Origin of the sequence: Oscillibacter sp. KLE 1728 (assembly GCF_934833455.1) — a bacterium.
In the GTDB taxonomy this organism is placed as follows: Bacteria; Bacillota; Clostridia; order Oscillospirales; family Oscillospiraceae; genus Oscillibacter; species Oscillibacter welbionis.
Map to the genome: position 1 here is coordinate 1 of NZ_CAKVVF010000048.1, position 16246 is coordinate 16246.

Genomic DNA, 16246 nt, shown 5'->3' on the forward strand with positions numbered 1-16246 from the left:
GAGCCGTTCCGTCAGGGCCTGGAAGGCCCCCACTGCTCCTCGGTCAAAACATGGACGGAGATGCCGTCCTCTTCCTGCCACCGCTCCAGGATCTCCGCCTCCTGCTCCCGGTTCCGGAGCCGCTGGTCCGCCATGGCCTCCCGGCCGCAGCGGTCCACCGCCTCCCGCAGCTCCGGGGAGAGGGAGTCGTACAGATCACTGTTCATGGTGAGGATGGCGGGCTCATAAAAGGCCGGGAAGATGGTCACGTCCGTCTGGACCGTCTGGTAGCCCGCCGCGTCCGCCTCCGCCAGGGTGCTCTCCTGGCCGTCATAGTAACCTGCGGCCAGAGGCGTTATCACCTCTGAAAAACCAGAGGAGTAATACGTTGCTCCCCAACAGTCCAGGTAGGACTTTGACAGTTCCAGCATCCCAGCCGTGCGGATGCGCAGCCCTTCCAGGTCCTCCGGGGCAGTCACCGGCCGGTCGGCGGTCAGATACCGGAAGCCCAGCTCCCCGTATGCCAAGCCCCGGAGCCCCAGCTCCGCCAGGACGCCGTTCAGTGCCTCTCCGCCGGTGCTGTCCAGGACCTCCGCCGCCGTTTCGGCGTCCGGGAACAGAAAGGGCATGGTCACGGAGAAAAACGGTCTGCCCAACTCTTCTTCGTCGCCGTAGGAGCCATATACGAAACTGCTGTCCAGATAGAGGTCCACGATCCCGGCCGCAGCCTGCTCCAGGGAGGTAACCCTATCGAGGGGTCTCGGCTGGACCTCCACCGCCACGGCGCCTTCCGTGGCGTCGGACAGTGCCTCGGCAAAAGATTCCGCCGCGTCCCAGCAGGTGGAGCCCTCCGGCTGGCCCACCACCAGGGTCCAGGTTGTCTCAACATTCTTCGGAACCGGCGGCTCCTCTGAAACCTCCTCCTGTGCCCCGCCGGTGCAGCCGGTAAGGGCCAGGACCGCCAGACCGGCAGCGGTCAGCTTGGTAAGACGGCGCTTCATTTCAGGTCCCTCCTTCTTGTTCCAGCGCCCGCCCCAGGTCCGCCAGATACCGAGCCTGCTGGCGGCGGAGGTAGCCCTTGGCAAAAAAGCGCATCCAGGGCTTTTTTACGGTGATGGTCTCGGTGAAGGTGACCTGGGTGCCGCCGCCCTCCGGCCGGAATTCCCCGGCCCACCGGCCCGCCAGGTTGGCATTGTCCAGGTCAAAGGCCCAGCGGGACAGGGGGCGGCGCTCCGTGACGGTGAAGCGGGTGGGAAAGCCGCTTCTGTCGTACTCCGTAAAGGCGTCCTCACCGACGTGGTCCAGGCGGCTCAGATCGCTGCGCCACTGCCAGCAGTCCAGATCCGTCACCACCGCCCACACCCGCTCCGGCGGATACGGCACCAGGGCCGTGGCTATACTGACGATTTCCCTTCCCATTGGCCTTCCTCCTCAAATCTCCATGGTCTCGCCTGCAGCCAGGAAATACAGGGCCCGGCGGACCACCTTCTTTTCCAGCACCCGCTCCAGGGCCCGGCTATATGCCTCCAGCTGGGGGCGGTAGTGCTCCGCCCGCTGCCGGACCTCCAATGCCGAGAACACACGGTCCGTTTTGAAGTCCACCACGGTCAGGCCGTCTGCCGTCTCGAAGCAGCAGTCCACCACGCCCTGGAGGAGGATTTCCTCCCCCGCCGCCGCGGCGGGATCGTAGTCCCGGGCATCCATCAGCAGGGTGAAGCGATACTCCCGCAGGACGCTTCGGCTTTTGCGGATCTCCTCCGCCAGGGGGGAGCGGAGAAACCGCTCCAAAGGCGCGGTCTCCACGGCCGCGGCCTGCTGGTCCGTCAGCAGGCTCCGCTGCCGCAGGGCCTCGATCTGGCCCGCCACGTCAACGTTTGAGAAGTCCAGGTATTGCAGCACCAGGTGGGTGGCAGTGCCCCGCTCTGCCGGGGTCAGGCCCTGCCGCTCCCGCCGGAAATTCGGCTGGCTCAGGGGCCGGAGGTACGGGGTATGGGCGGCATACTCCGCGATCTCCTGGTCCGCAGGGCGGCCCTTCAGCTGGGTGGCCGTCACCTTGGCGGGCAGGGCCGTCTCCCGCTGGTAGGGGTAGATGAAAGACAGCAGCTCCGGGTCAAAGAGGGCGGTCTCCCCTGTCTCCTCCGCCGTCGCCTGGGGCCGGGCGGGCCGTTCCCGGTAGTCCTCACTGTCATGCAAAAACACTTGCCAGGGGCTGTCCTCTCCAATATATAGCTGGTCAATCTCTGTCTCTGCCATAGCCCGCAGGGGCGCGGCCTCCGGCCGGCACAGCAGGGGCAGCAGGACCCAGTCCCCCAGGGTGCGGCCCTCTGCCACCGTCTCCGGCAGCACGGGACAGGCAGCCACAGCGGCCAGCTTCTGGAGCCGCCCGGGGGCGTTGTACAGGGCGTCCACCAGGATCAGCTTCTCCTTGGGCCGGGTCATGGCCACGTAGAGGATGCGCTGCTCCTCCGCCAGGTTCTCCCGCCGCAGCTTTTCCTGAATGGCCAGCCGGGCCAGGGTGGGATACTGGATTTTCCGCTCCAGGTCGATGCGCTTGGGCCCCAGGCCCATGTCCGGGTGCACCAGCACCGGCGTGTCGAAGTCCTGCCGGGAGAACGCGTGGTCCAGATCTGCCAGGATGACGATGGGGAACTCCAGGCCCTTGGACTTGTGGATGCTCATGAGCCGCACGCCGGCAGCCTCCGCCGGGCCCCGGGTGGCGGGAGCCTGGTCCTGCTCCAGCAGCCGCCGCAGCTGCGTGACGAAGGCGAAGAGGCCCCGGTATCCATTGCTCTCAAACTTCTCCGCGTGCTGGCTCAGGGCGATGAGATTCTCCCGCCGGGCCGCACCATCATCCATGGCGCCGAAGACCCCCAGCACATTCAGTCGGTTGTAGATGTGCCAGACCAGGCGGTGGACACTCATGTCCCGGCCCGCCTGCCGCAGATCCGAGAGGATTGCCAGGAAGTCTTTGCAGTCCTCTCCCCCATCGGCGGTCACAGCGTCGTAGTAGTCCCCGGTGGGGGCGGCGGAGCGAACCTCCGCCAGCCGGTCCGCCGTGAAGCCGAACAGGGGTGACCGGAGGACGGAGATCAGAGGCACGTCCTGCCGGGGGTTGTCCACGATCTCCAGCAGGGACAGCATGACGGAGATCTCCATGGTGTGGAAGAAGTCCCCGCTCTCCTGGAAAGAACAGGGGATGTCCCGCTCCGCCAGGGCGGCGGCGAAGGCGGCAGACCGGCTGCCGGGGGAACGCATCAGGATCACGATATCCTCCGGCCGGCAGGGGCGCAGGGTGCCGTCGCTCTCCGTGACGGGATAGCCCTCATCCAGCAGCTTCCGGATGCGCGCCGCCACGAACCGGGCCTCGGCGGTGACCTTTTTTACCGGCTTGTCATTCTCCCCCGCCTTCTGGTGGGCAGAGATGAGATGGAACTCTGTCTGGCAATCCATCCGCTCCGGGTAATACGCCGCCCCGAAGTGGAGGGCCTCGTCCTCGCCGTAGTCCATCTCCCCCATCTCCACAGACAAAATGTTGGAGAAGATGAAGTTGGTGCTCTCCAAAATCTCCCGCCGGGAGCGGAAGTTGCGGGACAGCAGGATCTTCCGCTCCTCTCCGTCAGCCGCCTCCTGCCAGGACTTGAACCGGTTGTATTTTCCCAGGAAAATGGTGGGGTCCGCCAGGCGGAAGCGGTAGATGCTCTGCTTCACGTCCCCCACAGTGAAAATGTTCTGCCCGTTTTTGGACACCGCCCGGAAGATGGCGTTTTGGATCTCGTTGGTGTCCTGGTACTCATCCACCAGGATCTCCCGGTATCGGGCCGCCACCTGCTCCCCCAGCTCTGTGGGGGCACCGCCGGAACCCACCAGCAGGCCCAGGGCCAAGTGCTCCTGGTCGGAGAAGTCGGCAGCGTTCAGCCGCAGCTTCTCCTGCCGGTACCGCTCCGCAAAGTCCTCCGTCAGCTCCAGCAGGGCCACCATGGCCGGGGCCACGGCAGTCAGGTCCTCCATAGCCTCCTCCTCAGAGACAGACAACAGGCCCGCCAGCTTCTTCTCCTCCGCCTTGCACCGCTCCCACACCTGTTTCAGCGCGGCAATGCCCGGCTCGTCCTTCCGCCCCCTGGGGGTGGAAAGTCGGGGGAAGGCGACGGCCGCTTCCGTCTGCCGGGCCACCTCCCAGGTCTGGACCTGGGCCAGGGCGTCAAAACCCACAGACACCTGGAGAAACTTCTCCCCGTACCCCCGGTACAGCGCCTCGTCCCCCTCGGTCCGGGCGGAGGCGGACCGGAGCAGGGCCCCCCAGTGGGCCCCCTTCCGGCGGATGGAGGCCAGCAGCTCAGCGGCGTAGGGGGTGTCATCAAAGCCGCCCTCCCAGCCGCTCCAAACGGTCCGGTTCTCCGCCAGCCACCCGGCCGGGTCCGCGTGGCTCTGGACCTTGTCGTACAGCTCCAGCACCAGGGCGGCCAGACGGCTGTCGTCCCGTCCGGCCCCCAGCGTGTCCGCCAGCAGGCCGCGGCCCTCGTCCAGCTGGTCATAGAAGTCCTCCAGCGTCCGGGAGAGCACCCGCTGGCGGATCAGCTGGGCCTCGTTATCGTCCAGCACCCGGAAGTCTGGGGTCAGGGCCCGGCTGTCCCCCTCCCGGGCCAGGAGGTGGGTGTTCTCCCGCAGCAGCGACGTGCAGAAGGCGTCCACGGTCTTGATGTCCGCCTGATACACCCGCAGCAGCTGCCGCCGGAGCTGCTGGTCCCCCGGCGTCTGGCCCAGCCGCTTGGACAGCTCGGAGGCGATCTTGCTCCGCAGCTCCGCCGCGGCGGCCTTGGTGTAGGTGATGATGAGGAAATCATCGATATTGCAGCGTTCCTCCGTCACATAGCGGAAAAGCCGGTCCACCAGTACCTTTGTCTTGCCGGAGCCGGCGGCGGCGGACACCAGCAGGCTGCCGCCCCGGTTTTCCACCACCGCCTGCTGCTGGGGGGTCAGGGTCAATTTTGCCATGTTACTGTCCGCCTCCTCTCTCTGTCTCCTCTTCCACCTGGCGCCAGAACTCCTCCGGCTTTACCGGCAGGATGTAGTGCAGGTGGTCGCCGTCCCGCCCATCCTGGAAGTGGCAGGCGTCGGCCCAGTCGCAGTATTTGCAGAAGCTGTCGTCCTCATTGTGGCAGCAGGGGTCCGCGTCGATGTTGCCGTCCCGGACCTCCCGGGCGATCTGGTGGAGCAGCCGCTCCACATACTGCCCCAGCCGCCCAAGCTGATCGGCGGAGGCCAGGGCGCCGGACACGTCCCCCTCCCGGTTTACCCGCACCGGTAGGAACCGGGGACTTTGCAGAGCCTCGTGCTCCATGGCCTGGAGCACCTCCGGTTCAGAGAGCAGCAGGCCCGTTCGGCGCAGCTCCTTCTCCCGCTGGCTCTGGAGCTGCTCCGGCGTGATATTTCGCTCGGCGGAGAGAATCTCATCCCGGGCAGGGAGATACAACACCCCGGCGGGCTCAATGTCCATGCCAAACCGCTGCTTGCCCTCCTTTTTCAGGGCGAACAGGTACAGCAGCATCTGGATATCCAGGCCCATCCGGACGGCGGCCAGGTCAAAGGCTTTCTTGCCGGACTTGTAGTCCACTACCCGGAGATACAGTCTGTTGTCCTTCACCCAGCCGTCCACCCGGTCCACCTTGCCGCCGATTCGCAGCTCCGCGTCCGGCTCGCTGACCGTCACCGCCGGCAGTTCTCCGCGCTCGCCGAAGGACAGCTCGAAGGCCAGGGGCACGAAGTCGGAGCAGCGCATCTCCTCGGCGATCTGGTCCACCACCGCGTAAGCGGTGTTCCGCAGCCGGGCGAAGAGGTACCGGAACCGGGCGTTCCGGCCCTCCAGATTTTGGAGCACCTCCGCCGCATACTGCTCAATATAGCGCCGCACCAAGGCGTGGAGGTCCTCCTCTCCCACTGCGGCAAAGCCGCCCCGGTCCAGCACGTCCTTTGTGACGTGCTCCAGCAGGTAGTGGAGGAAGGTTCCGATCTGGGGGGCGTCAAAGGCCGCCGCCCGGCGGGCCTTGGCCTTCAGGCCGTACTCCATAAAGTAGGCGAAGTGGCAGCTCCGCAGCCGCTCCACCCGGGAGGCGGACATGGAGATCCGCTCCCCGTACAGCGATTGTACCGCGCTCCTGGAGAGGCTCCCCCGCTTCAGCGCAGCCGCCCGCTCCATGGCCGCCATGGGGGGCGCCAGGACCTCATCATCTGCGAAATACCGCCATAGGATCCCCCCTGGGGCGGTCCCTGCGGTCTCCAAGGCAGGGATCTTTGCTGTAAGGCGATAAACCTTGTCAGTCCCTTCGTGCTCGATACGCAGCTCCGGAAACAGCGTTAGCAGGCGGTCCACTACAAAGGCAGGCCGCAGCTCTGCACCGGACACGTCCGCCGTGGGATAGCTGACCACCAGTCCCTCCCGGGGCTGAACCAGAGCGGCGTAGAGGTTCTGGAGCTCAATGCCCATCTGTTCCATGCCGCTGGGCGCCAGGCGGATGCCCCGCTGGGCCAATTCCTCCCGGTCATCGTCGTTGAGAATGCCGCCGCTCTGTCCCACAGCGGGCAGCACATGGTCATTGGCCCCCAGCAGAAACAGGTAGGCATCCGTGTGACGGTCATTTCGGGTGATTTCCGTGACGGACACCTGGTCCAGAGACACGGGGATAGTGCCCACGCTGTACTGGGAGGCCACCTGCCGCAGCAGGCGGCTGAATTCATCGGTCCCCATAGGCTCGTCCCCCAGGATCTCCACGAACTGGTCCAGGATGGCGCAGAGGATCTCCCACAGCTGGGCGGTCTCCTCCGCGTCCTGGAGGCGCCCTGCCTCCGCCTGGGCCCGCATCTGTTCCTCCAGCGCGTTCTGGAGATTCAGATGCTCCAGGAAACTATAAAGGGAATTTACTTTCTTCCCAGCTGTAACGCCGGCTTTCAGCCCTTCATACAGCTCCGCAAGAGGTGCGCGTACCCGGCGGCGCAGCTCGTTCACCCGGTCCAGGCGGGCCTGGCGGCGCTTATCCCAAGGTGCGCCATAACCGTCCGGATTGTCGGTCCAGTCCACATCCCGGAGCCACATCTTCCCGTGGATCTCCCAGGTGAGAACGTAGTTTTCCAGCTCATCGCACTCCTCCGGCATCAGGCCCGCCAGGCCGGTCTTCAGCCAACGGAACATGTCCTCGTACTCCAAGCCGTTTTCCAGAGCGGAGAGGACGCCGGTGATGAGGCTCCACACGGGCTTTTCCAACATACTGCTCCGGCGGCTCAGATAGGCGGGGATGCTGTACCGCTCGAATACCGTCTCAATGGTGCCCTCGTAGTCGGTCATGTTCCGGGCGGCCACGGTGATATCCCGGTAGCGGCACTTCCCCGCCGCTACCAGGCGGCGGATGTCCGCTGCCGTCTGCTCCACCTCGGAAAAAGCGGTGTCCGCCTCCCGGACCCGGATGGCGGAGCTGTCTCCTTGGTAGGGCTCCCCCTCTCCGAAGAAGTGATGCTCCAAATATCCCAGGGCGGAGTCGTCGGCGCTGGTGAGCGTCCGGACCTCCCATGGGCAGCCCGCCTGGTCCGCCAGCCGCGTCAGCTGGTCCCGGGTGCGGAGAGAGACCTGAAACATCTCCTCCGCGCTGTCCGGCTCCCCCAGCAGCGTGACAGTGACAGACCGAGCCTGCCGCAGGATGCTCTCCAGCACCTGCCGCTCCTGGGCGTTGAAGTACGTGAAGCCGTCCACAAACACGTCCTTGCCGAAAGCGTAGCGGGAGGACTCCAGCGCCTCGCAGAGCTTGGTCATCCGGTCCCGGGCATCAAGGCCGGGGCGGTACAGCCGGGACTCATAGGCGCCGTACAGCAGGCTCAGGTCCAGCAGCTTGTCCCGGGTGGCGCCCTGGATTTCCCGTGCCTGGCTCTCCAGCAGCTCTGGGGACACGTCGTAGCAGCGCAGCTCGTCGAAGAGGTCCAGCAGCTGCTGTAAAAACGACGCCTTCTGAGAGGGACGGCGATACACCTTCAGCAAGGGGGCCACCTCTCCCAGGGCCTTCTGCAGGGTCAACAGCTTGCCGCCGGCATCCAACGTCACCTGAGCGGCGCCGCCGGTGATGGTCAGCACCCGGTCGCACAGGCGGCGGAAGCTGAGGACCTCCGCATGGCGGCTGGCAGTGTCTCCGCAGGCCCGGCACAGATCCACCTCCGCCTGGTGGGAGGCGTGCTCCGGCACCAACAGGATCTGCCGGCTGGAATCCCCCAGTTCTCCGATCCGGCGGAGCACCTGTTCCGATTTTCCCGTTTTGGCCCGTCCCATCAGGATCGTCAGCATGGCGGGACCTCCTTTGCGCAATTTCAAAATTCATTGTAGCATATCCCGCCGATTCGTGCTATCCTGTTTCTTGAAGATTTTCCGAGGAGGACTGACCCATGCACATTCCCCAAGGCCCCACAGCCACCCTGGCGCTGGAGCTCTTTGACGACGCCCTGGCCGCTGCCCTCCGGCCGTCGCCGGACTATGATGTGAGCCGGTGGCTGTACGTCCCCAACCATTATTCGGAATACCGGTACATCCTGGGCACACGGGGCCGGAAGCCCCTGATCTGCATGGGTATCAACCCCTCCACCGCCGCGCCGGACGCCCTGGACCCCACCCTCCAGTCCGCCCAGCGGATCGCGCTTTCCAACGGGTACGACAGCTTTTTGATGTTCAACGTCTACGCCCAGCGGGCCACCCGGCCCGACGATATGGAGCGGTCCTGCAACCCGGTGCTCCATGCGGAGAACCGAAGGGCCTTCCGGTATCTCCTCTCTCTGTCCCCGGCCCCCGCCCTGTGGGCCGCCTGGGGGAACATCATCGAGAAGCGAGGGTATCTGATGGATTGTATGCGGGACTTTGCCGCCGACGCCAGCGCCGCCGGGGCCGAGTGGTTCACCGCCGGCCCCCTGCTGAAATCCGGCCATCCTCACCACCCTCTGTATCTCAAGGGGGACACGAAGCTGCTGGCCTTCGACATCGACAGATATCTGCGGGACCGGGCAACCTGAACCGCTGCGAGGCACAAAGCAGGCCGCCCCCCAATGGGGGCGGCCTGCTGTTTTTCTGTGTCACAGCCACTTTTTCTTCTTGAAGTAGATCACCAGCGCCGCCACGATCCCCACGCTCACCAGAATCACCGCCGGGTATCCGTACTTCCAGTGGAGCTCCGGCATCCCCACAAAGTTCATCCCATACCAGCCTACCAGCAGGGTCAGGGGCAGGAACACCGCCGTCACCACGGTGAAGATCTTCATCAGGTCGTTCTGCTGGATGGACAGCTGGGACTGATAGGCCTCCCGCAGTTGGGCCACGGACTCCCGCAGGGACTGGACCGCGTTCAGATACCGCTCCATCCGATTGCCCAAGTTTGCAAAGCGGCGGGTGTTCTGCTTGCCCAGCAGGCTGTTGTCGTTCTCCGCCAGCTCGTCAAAGATGGAATCCAGCTGCTCGTAGTACCGCTTCAGCCGCAGCAGCTCCTGCCGCCAAGCGATGATCCGGTCCAGATACGCCTCATGGGCACCGGTGAGCACCTCTGTCTCCCCATCGCTGATGTCCGCCTCCAGCCGGTCCAGATGGGCCATATCCCCCCTCAGCAGCCGGACGAAGAAGCGGTGGAGCACCTGCTCGTTGGACAGTGCCTCTTCCTCCGGCACCAGCAGGGCCGCCTGGGCGGCGTCCTCCGCTGCGTCGTCCTCACAGAAGACGAACAGGTCCTCCCGGTCCAGATACAGCAGCATCTGGGATGCTGCCGTCCGCTCGCTGCGCACGTCGTACCAGTCAAAGGCGATCAGATCGAAGTCCTCAAAGCCCTCAAACGCTTCGATCTGCCCCTCGTGGATGTAGTCCAGCACCTTGGCGTCCATATAGGGCTCCATCTCCCGGATGCGGGACATGGGCAGTACCTTTCGCATGGCGGTCTCTCTCCTCTCGGTCTCTCACAGGTTTTCCAGGCCGGCGTCCTTGGGCGGCAGGCCGTCATAGAGCCCGGCGCACTTCCACAGTGCCGCGAGAAACCAGATGATGCCCACCAGCAGGGCAATCAGGGCCATCAGTGCCAAAGCGTCCAGCAGCAGGCCGCCCAGCGTTCCGGCAATCTGTGCCGCCAACAGGACAAACCAGGCGGTCCGTGCCGAAGTGCCGTTCAGATCTGTCCCATAATGGGTCTCCATCTCCAAAATGGCCTGGATCACGCTCCAGGAAATATACAGGGCGACCGCCAGAGCAGCCAGCTCCAGGAGCGTACTCAGCCAGTTTGCGCCGGTCACGCCCAGCAAGTCTCCCACCCACAGGATACCTGTGTATATGGCCACAGCCACAGCAAAGGGGCGGAGTTTCCCGAATCGACCGCTCTCTCCCAACAATTCCCCTGCTGCCCGATAGAGTAAGATATAACCCGCAAAGGTCGGCAGCAGATTCAGTGTATGTCCGTTGATTGTCACATAAAAATTGATAAAGATCAAGAAGAACCCCCAAAAGATTCCCTTCACTGCATTTCCTCCTCCCGCTTCTTTTGTACATGCCTTTTTCCGAAATACAGCACCAGCACCCCCGCCGCGATCTTCACGGCGGCGTACAGGGCCGGGAACAGCAGCACACCTGCCGGGAACACGTCAAGCAGATTCACTCCGCCCATCTCCGCCATATCCCAGCCGATCAGACCCGTGAATCCGCCCAGCATCCCCCGGTACGCCAGATAAAACAGCGCCAGCTGCACCAGATCCAATACGCCCCAGGCGATCAGCACCCATCCCAGCAGGTACCACTTCCGCTTGCTAAAGGCCAAAAAACGCTCCACCCAGTCCTTCCGTTCCTGGGGCGGCGGCTGCTTCTCCTCCGGCTTCGTCTGCTCCAGCTGGAGGCGGAGCAGATAGTCTGTTGTCACACCGAAAATATCCGCCAGGGCCACCACTTTGTCCGTCTCCGGCATGGTCTCGTCCCGTTCCCAACGGCTGACGGCCTGCCGACTCACCTGCAGGCGCTCGGCCAGCGCGTCCTGGCTCATGCCGGCTCTCTGCCGGAGGGATTGCAGCTTCTCTCCGAATGTCATAGGCATTCTCCCTTCTCTTGGATGCCTTCAGCTTATCAGGCCGCCCGGTTGCATACCAGCAACCAAGCATGGAAGTTCCGCAATCTCAGATTGCCTTCCTCTCCAACATACCACAACAGGGCTCCCCGCGCAACGGCTCCGGCCCATATTGCAAGAAAAAACCAAGGCACCGGACGTCTCCGCATCCAAGCGCCCCGGCCTATCGGGCGGGCTCCAGCACAATGGGCAGGTCCACGATCTCCAGCCCCCGGCGCATGGCGTACTCCACCGTGTACCGGGTTCCGCCGGGAGACCCGTCAAAGGCGGCGATCAGCAGCGCGGCGTGGTCCACCATATACCGGTCCCGCCGCTGCATACAGGCGGGGGTGTAGCAGGCGGACACCAGGGTCTCAAAGTCACAGGCAGCCACCAGCCGCTCATACCGCCGCCGCTGGTCCGGCGGCCAGGCATCCGCCTGGGAGGGACATGGGACGGCCGCCTCCACCGTCACGTCCGGGTGCGTCTGGCGCAGGCGGAGGACGCACTCGCAGAAATACAGGTCACAGCCCAGGGCCATGCCGCAGAGAAAGTGACGGAATCCCTCCTGATAGGCCGCCTCCACCGCGTCTGCGATGCGGGCCTTGAGCGACACGCAGCGCAGGTCCTCCTCGTTATACCGCCATGGCAGCTTACCGGGCCGGTGCCCGGTAAAGCAGCAGGCCGCCTGCCGCCCCCGCATGGTCTCCGCCTCCCTCCTTCTGGTCTTTGATTCAGTATAGAACATCCGTTCTTGTTTGTAAAGACCCACGGGAAATTTGCCGTTTTTTCATTTAGGGACTTGCAATTTCTTCCGCGCTGTCATATACTATGGCCAGAAAGCAACTGAATACTTTGTCTTCAGGGCGGGGTGAAATTCCCCACTGGCGGTACAGTCCGCGACCGCCTGCGCGTATGCACAGGCGCTGACTCGGTGAAACTCCGGGACCAACAGTTACAGTCTGGATGGAAGAAGATGAGTGCGGCGTGGCCGCGCGTTTGTTCGCGCTCCTGCGTTGCGTGGATCACCTTGGAGAAGCCAAAGCGTCCAGGGTGTTTTCAAGCAACGAAAAGGAGTGTATTTTTATGTCCGAACCCAATGCCAACGCCATCAAGAACCCCTCCCGGCCCGCAACAAACGTCCGAACCATCACCTCCCTGGCCATGCTGGCGGCCATCGCCTATGTGGTGATGCTCCTCAGCAAGATGCTGCCACAGGTGTCCGGCTTCCTGCAGATGGACCTGAAGGACACGGTCATCTGCATCGGCGCCTTCCTCTTCGGACCTCTGTCCGCCGCCGTCATCTCCATCGTGGTGGCCGTGGTGGAGATGTTCACCGTCAGCGACACCGGCCCCATCGGCTGCATCATGAATGTGCTGGCTACCTGCGCCTTCTGCTGCACCGCCGCCTTCGTCTACAAGAAGTTCCACACCCGCAAGGGCGCCGTCATCGGTCTGGCCCTGGGCACTGTTTGCCTCACCGTGGTGATGCTGCTGTGGAACTATCTCATCACGCCCATCTACATGGGAATGGATCGCGAGGAAATCGTGGTCCCCATGCTGATCCCGGTGTTCCTGCCCTTCAACCTGGTGAAGGGCGGCCTGAACATGGCGCTGATCCTGCTGCTCTACAAGCCGGTGGTCACCGCCCTGCGGAAGGCCCGGCTGGTACCGGAGTCCCATGCGCCTGTCGAGGGCAAGGGCAAGCTGAGCGCCGGGTTCCTCCTGTTCTCCCTGGCCCTGCTGGCGACCTTTGTGGTGCTGGCCTTGGTGCTGATGGGGATTCTGTAAATTTGAACACCACAGGCGCGGGGGCGGATACCGTCCCCGCGCCTTTTACTGCGGCCCATATCCGTCCCTCCGCCTCCCCGCGCCGGTATGTCAAAACCTTCCCATCCCTTCTCCCTTTTCAGGAACGAACAGATGTGCTATAATAGAAGTGAGAAAGGAGGCGGGGCCATGGACCGCATCATCCTGCACTGCGATCTGAACAGCTTTTACGCCTCCGTGGAGCTGCGGAGCCGACCAGACCTGCAGAACGTGCCCGTGGCGGTCTGCGGAGATCCCACCTCCCGCCACGGCATCATCCTGGCCAAGAATGAACCGGCGAAAAAATTCGGCGTCCAGACGGCGGAAACCATCTGGCAGGCCAAGAAAAAGTGCCCGGAGCTGGTGCTGCTGCCACCCCACCACAAACTGTACCGGCAGGTCTCCAAAGAGGTCAACACCATCTACGAGCAGTACACGGACCTGGTGGAGCCCTTCGGCATCGATGAGAGCTGGCTGGACGTCACCCATACCCTCCACCTCTTCGGCGGTGATGCCAAGGCCCTGGCAGACCATCTGCGGCAACGGATGAAGCAGGAGATGGGACTGACCCTCTCAGTGGGGGTCTCCTTCAATAAGGTGTTTGCCAAGCTGGGCAGCGACTACCGGAAACCCGACGCCACCACTGTCGTCTCCCGGGAGAACTGGCAGAGGCTGGTCTGGCCTCTGCCGGTGGGGGCGCTGCTGTACGTGGGGGGCGCCGCCCGGAAGATTTTGGCCCAGTTCGGCGTAAAGACCATCGGAGAGTTGGCGGCCTGCAAGCGGGATGCCCTGGAGACCCTGATGGGCAAAATGGGCGTCCAGCTCCACGACTATGCCAACGGGCTGGACACCGATCCAGTCCGCTCCCGGTACGAGCCGGAGATGGTGAAGTCCGTAGGCAACGGCACTACCTTCCCGAAAAACCTCACCACCGCAGAGCAGGTGTGGGGCGGCGTCGCCGTGCTGGCGGACTCCGTGGCCACCCGACTGCGGCACAGCGGGCTGTATGCCGGTGGCGTCCAGGTGACGGTGCGGGATCCCCAGTTCCATGACCGCTCCCGTCAGATGCAGCTCTCCGCCCCCACCCACCTGATCCGGGAGCTGACGGCGGCGGCCATGGACCTGACCGGCCAGCTGTGGAAACCCCCGGCTCCCGTGCGGGCCCTGACTGTTACCGCCATCCATCTGGTTCGGTCGGAGGACGCCTATGAACAGGTAGACCTGTTCACAGCCGGGGCGGCGCCCAAAAAAGAAAAACAGGAAAAGCTGGAGGCGGCTATGGACCGCCTCCGTGGAAAGTTCGGGACCGACGTCATCTCCTACGGCGCGGCCCGTCCAGAGAAAGAGGAGGATCCCCTGCCATGACAATAGACGAGGAAAAACAGCAGCTCCGGGCTACGATCCGGCGCCTCAGCGCCCAGCTCCCCTTCCGGTACCGGGAAGCGGCGGACCGGGCCATCGCCCGCCATCTCCTGGCTCTTCCGGAGTATCGCAGTGCCGGAGCGGTGTTCTGCTTCGTCTCCGCCGGGCGGGAGATCGACACCCGTCCCATCCTGGAGCAGACTCTGGCAGACGGCAAGATGCTGTGCGTCCCTCTGTGTGTGGCGGATGGCATCATGGAGCTGCGGGCCATCCGCAACCTGGAGGAGCTCTTCCCCGGCGCCTACGGCATTCTGGAGCCTCCGGCAGACAGCCCTGCCCTCTCCCCGGACCAGATCGATCTGGCGGTGATCCCCTGTGTCACCTGCAGCCGGGAGGGCCGCCGTCTGGGGCGGGGCGGCGGCTATTACGACCGCTTCCTGGCCCACTACCGGGGCGCGGCGGTTCTGCTGTGCCGGGAGCGGCTGCTGCGCCAGGAGATCCCCTTCGGCGTCCACGACTATCCCATCCCCTGGGTGCTGACAGAAGCCGGACTTTTTGAGGACGGCACGCCATCCCGGCTGGAATGACTGGGAAAAGGTCCGCCTCCCACAAAATCGTCAAAATATTCCCACTATCTCTACAACATTTTGTGGGGGTATTACCTCTTGTTCCCTTGACAGGTCCCTGGAACTCTGATAAGCTGGAAAAGGCTTATATTTTCCGGAAGACCGGATCACACGAAGGAGGACCCCTGCAATGATCCAGGACATCATGGACTTTCTCTCCCAGGCCGACCCCGAGGTGGGGGCATCTATTCAGAAGGAATTCGACCGGGAGCAGCACAACATTGAGCTGATCGCCTCCGAGAACATCGTCAGCAAGGCCGTCCTGCTGGCCATGGGCACTTGTCTCACCAATAAGTATGCGGAGGGCTATCCTGGAAAGCGGTATTACGGAGGCTGCTATGCCGTGGACGTGACGGAGGAGCTGGCGCGGCAGAGGGCCTGTCAGCTGTTCGGCTGTGCGCACGCCAATGTCCAGCCCCACTCCGGCGCCAACGCCAATCTGGCGGCGTTCTTTGCCCTGCTGCAGCCCGGTGACACAGTGCTCAGTATGAATCTGGCCCATGGCGGCCATCTGAGCCACGGCAGCCCGGTGAACATCTCCGGCAAATATTTCCGCATCGTTCCCTATGGCGTGTCTGACGACACAGAGACCATCGACTACGAGCAGGTGATGGCCATCGCCAAGGAGTGCCGCCCCAAGCTGATCCTGGCAGGGGCCAGCGCCTATCCCCGCACCCTGGACTTTGCCAAGTTCCGGGAGATCGCCGACGCAGTGGGCGCCCGGCTGATGGTGGACATGGCCCACATTGCGGGTCTGGTGGCCGCCGGTGTTCATCCCTCCCCCATCCCCTACGCCGATGTGGTGACCACCACCACCCACAAGACATTGCGGGGTCCCCGGGGCGGCATGATCCTGTGCAATGACGACGACCTGTACAAAAAGATCAACTCCGCCGTGTTCCCCGGCACCCAGGGCGGTCCGCTGGAGCATATCATCGCCGCCAAGGCCGTGTGCTTGGGCGAGGCGCTGAAACCGGAGTTCCGGGCCTATGGGCGGCAGGTGGCCGCCAACGCCGGGGTTCTGGCGGAAAAGCTGATCGAGCAGGGCTTCCGGCTGGTCTCCGGCGGCACGGACAACCATCTGATTCTGGTGGACACCCGGCACTTTGGCCTCACCGGCAAGGAGTATGAGCATCGGCTGGATGAGGTAGGCATCACGGTGAACAAGAACACCATCCCCAACGACCCGGAGAAGCCCTTCGTCACCAGCGGTATCCGGGTGGGCACTCCCGCCGTCACTACCCGGGGCTTCCGGGAGCCGGAGATGGCGGAGATCGCCCGGTGGATGGGCCTCATGGCAAAAGAGGACTATGCGGACCATGCGGAGCAGGTCCGTGCGGAAGTGGCGGAGCTGTGCAAGCGGTTCCCGCTCTATCAGGA

The 16246-nt window shown here is 64.0% G+C and carries 13 protein-coding genes and 1 riboswitch; of the genes, 5 read left to right on the forward strand and 8 right to left on the reverse strand.

Annotated features, from left to right (window positions below; genetic code table 11):
* Positions 1–11: 11 nt before the first annotated feature.
* Genes QVE23_RS06990 through QVE23_RS07005 form a run of 4 tightly spaced genes read right to left on the reverse strand, consistent with a single transcriptional unit; the run spans position 12 to position 8299 of the window.
* Positions 12–980 carry a TRAP transporter substrate-binding protein gene (locus QVE23_RS06990; RefSeq protein ID WP_287967830.1) on the reverse strand — a complete coding sequence of 323 codons (969 nt, stop codon included), beginning with the start codon at positions 978–980 and terminating at the stop codon, positions 12–14.
* A 1-nt stretch (position 981) separates the two neighbouring features.
* Positions 982–1398, reverse strand: a complete 417-nt coding sequence (locus QVE23_RS06995; RefSeq protein WP_119311051.1) for an SRPBCC family protein — start codon at positions 1396–1398, stop codon at positions 982–984.
* Between the two features lie 12 nt (positions 1399–1410).
* The gene (addA, locus tag QVE23_RS07000) at positions 1411–4971 is read right to left on the reverse strand and encodes a helicase-exonuclease AddAB subunit AddA (protein WP_287967831.1); all 3561 of its coding nucleotides are present in this window, start codon (positions 4969–4971) and stop codon (positions 1411–1413) included.
* 1 nt (position 4972) lies between these two features.
* Positions 4973–8299, reverse strand: a complete 3327-nt coding sequence (locus tag QVE23_RS07005) for a PD-(D/E)XK nuclease family protein (protein ID WP_287967832.1) — start codon at positions 8297–8299, stop codon at positions 4973–4975.
* Positions 8300–8397: 98 nt separating this feature from the next.
* Between QVE23_RS07005 and QVE23_RS07010 the strand changes: the two genes are divergently transcribed.
* Entirely contained in the window at positions 8398–9015 is a 618-nt protein-coding gene (locus QVE23_RS07010; RefSeq protein ID WP_287967833.1) for a DUF1643 domain-containing protein, read from the forward strand.
* A 60-nt stretch (positions 9016–9075) separates the two neighbouring features.
* On the opposite strand, the gene QVE23_RS07015 is transcribed toward QVE23_RS07010, so the two are convergent.
* The 4 genes from QVE23_RS07015 to QVE23_RS07030 form a co-directional block, all read right to left on the reverse strand.
* Positions 9076–9918 carry a magnesium transporter CorA family protein gene (locus QVE23_RS07015; RefSeq protein ID WP_021748743.1) on the reverse strand — a complete coding sequence of 281 codons (843 nt, stop codon included), beginning with the start codon at positions 9916–9918 and terminating at the stop codon, positions 9076–9078.
* Between the two features lie 24 nt (positions 9919–9942).
* Positions 9943–10494: a hypothetical protein gene (locus QVE23_RS07020; RefSeq protein WP_021748744.1), complete on the reverse strand. Its 552-nt coding sequence runs from the start codon at positions 10492–10494 to the stop codon at positions 9943–9945.
* Positions 10491–11054 (reverse strand): helix-turn-helix domain-containing protein, encoded by a 564-nt coding sequence (locus QVE23_RS07025; protein ID WP_136890664.1) that lies wholly within the window; start codon positions 11052–11054, stop codon positions 10491–10493. The genes QVE23_RS07020 and QVE23_RS07025 overlap by 4 nt, the downstream gene beginning before the upstream one ends.
* Before the next feature lie 199 nt (positions 11055–11253).
* A complete protein-coding gene (locus QVE23_RS07030; RefSeq protein WP_136890665.1) occupies positions 11254–11772 on the reverse strand; it encodes an SLOG family protein in 519 nt (172 codons plus the stop codon).
* Positions 11773–11922: 150 nt separating this feature from the next.
* A riboswitch (FMN riboswitch) is annotated at positions 11923–12051 on the forward strand.
* Positions 12052–12155: 104 nt separating this feature from the next.
* Here QVE23_RS07030 and QVE23_RS07035 point away from each other — a divergent pair.
* The 4 genes from QVE23_RS07035 to glyA all read left to right on the forward strand — a co-directional run.
* Complete coding sequence (locus tag QVE23_RS07035; RefSeq protein WP_051320038.1) at positions 12156–12860, forward strand: ECF transporter S component; 705 nt, start codon at positions 12156–12158, stop codon at positions 12858–12860.
* Between the two features lie 168 nt (positions 12861–13028).
* The gene (gene dinB / locus QVE23_RS07040) at positions 13029–14243 is read left to right on the forward strand and encodes a DNA polymerase IV (protein WP_287967834.1); all 1215 of its coding nucleotides are present in this window, start codon (positions 13029–13031) and stop codon (positions 14241–14243) included.
* On the forward strand, positions 14240–14827 hold the full coding sequence (locus QVE23_RS07045) for a 5-formyltetrahydrofolate cyclo-ligase (RefSeq protein WP_287224068.1): 588 nt from the start codon (positions 14240–14242) through the stop codon (positions 14825–14827). Before dinB ends, QVE23_RS07045 begins: the two co-directional genes overlap by 4 nt.
* Before the next feature lie 169 nt (positions 14828–14996).
* The coding region (gene glyA, locus QVE23_RS07050; protein WP_287967835.1) for a serine hydroxymethyltransferase at positions 14997–16246 on the forward strand (1250 nt) is incomplete at its 3' end.

What these genes read in the sequence shown, in the direction of transcription:
- QVE23_RS06990 (WP_287967830.1), bottom strand. Translation starts at nt 980, where the DNA reads ATGAAGCGCCGTCTTACCAAGCTGACCGCTGCCGGTCTGGCGGTCCTG.
- QVE23_RS06995 (WP_119311051.1), bottom strand. Translation starts at nt 1,398, where the DNA reads ATGGGAAGGGAAATCGTCAGTATAGCCACGGCCCTGGTGCCGTATCCG.
- addA (WP_287967831.1), bottom strand. Translation starts at nt 4,971, where the DNA reads ATGGCAAAATTGACCCTGACCCCCCAGCAGCAGGCGGTGGTGGAAAAC.
- QVE23_RS07005 (WP_287967832.1), bottom strand. Translation starts at nt 8,299, where the DNA reads ATGCTGACGATCCTGATGGGACGGGCCAAAACGGGAAAATCGGAACAG.
- QVE23_RS07010 (WP_287967833.1), top strand. Translation starts at nt 8,398, where the DNA reads ATGCACATTCCCCAAGGCCCCACAGCCACCCTGGCGCTGGAGCTCTTT.
- QVE23_RS07015 (WP_021748743.1), bottom strand. Translation starts at nt 9,918, where the DNA reads ATGCGAAAGGTACTGCCCATGTCCCGCATCCGGGAGATGGAGCCCTAT.
- QVE23_RS07025 (WP_136890664.1), bottom strand. Translation starts at nt 11,054, where the DNA reads ATGACATTCGGAGAGAAGCTGCAATCCCTCCGGCAGAGAGCCGGCATG.
- QVE23_RS07030 (WP_136890665.1), bottom strand. Translation starts at nt 11,772, where the DNA reads ATGCGGGGGCGGCAGGCGGCCTGCTGCTTTACCGGGCACCGGCCCGGT.
- QVE23_RS07035 (WP_051320038.1), top strand. Translation starts at nt 12,156, where the DNA reads ATGTCCGAACCCAATGCCAACGCCATCAAGAACCCCTCCCGGCCCGCA.
- dinB (WP_287967834.1), top strand. Translation starts at nt 13,029, where the DNA reads ATGGACCGCATCATCCTGCACTGCGATCTGAACAGCTTTTACGCCTCC.
- QVE23_RS07045 (WP_287224068.1), top strand. Translation starts at nt 14,240, where the DNA reads ATGACAATAGACGAGGAAAAACAGCAGCTCCGGGCTACGATCCGGCGC.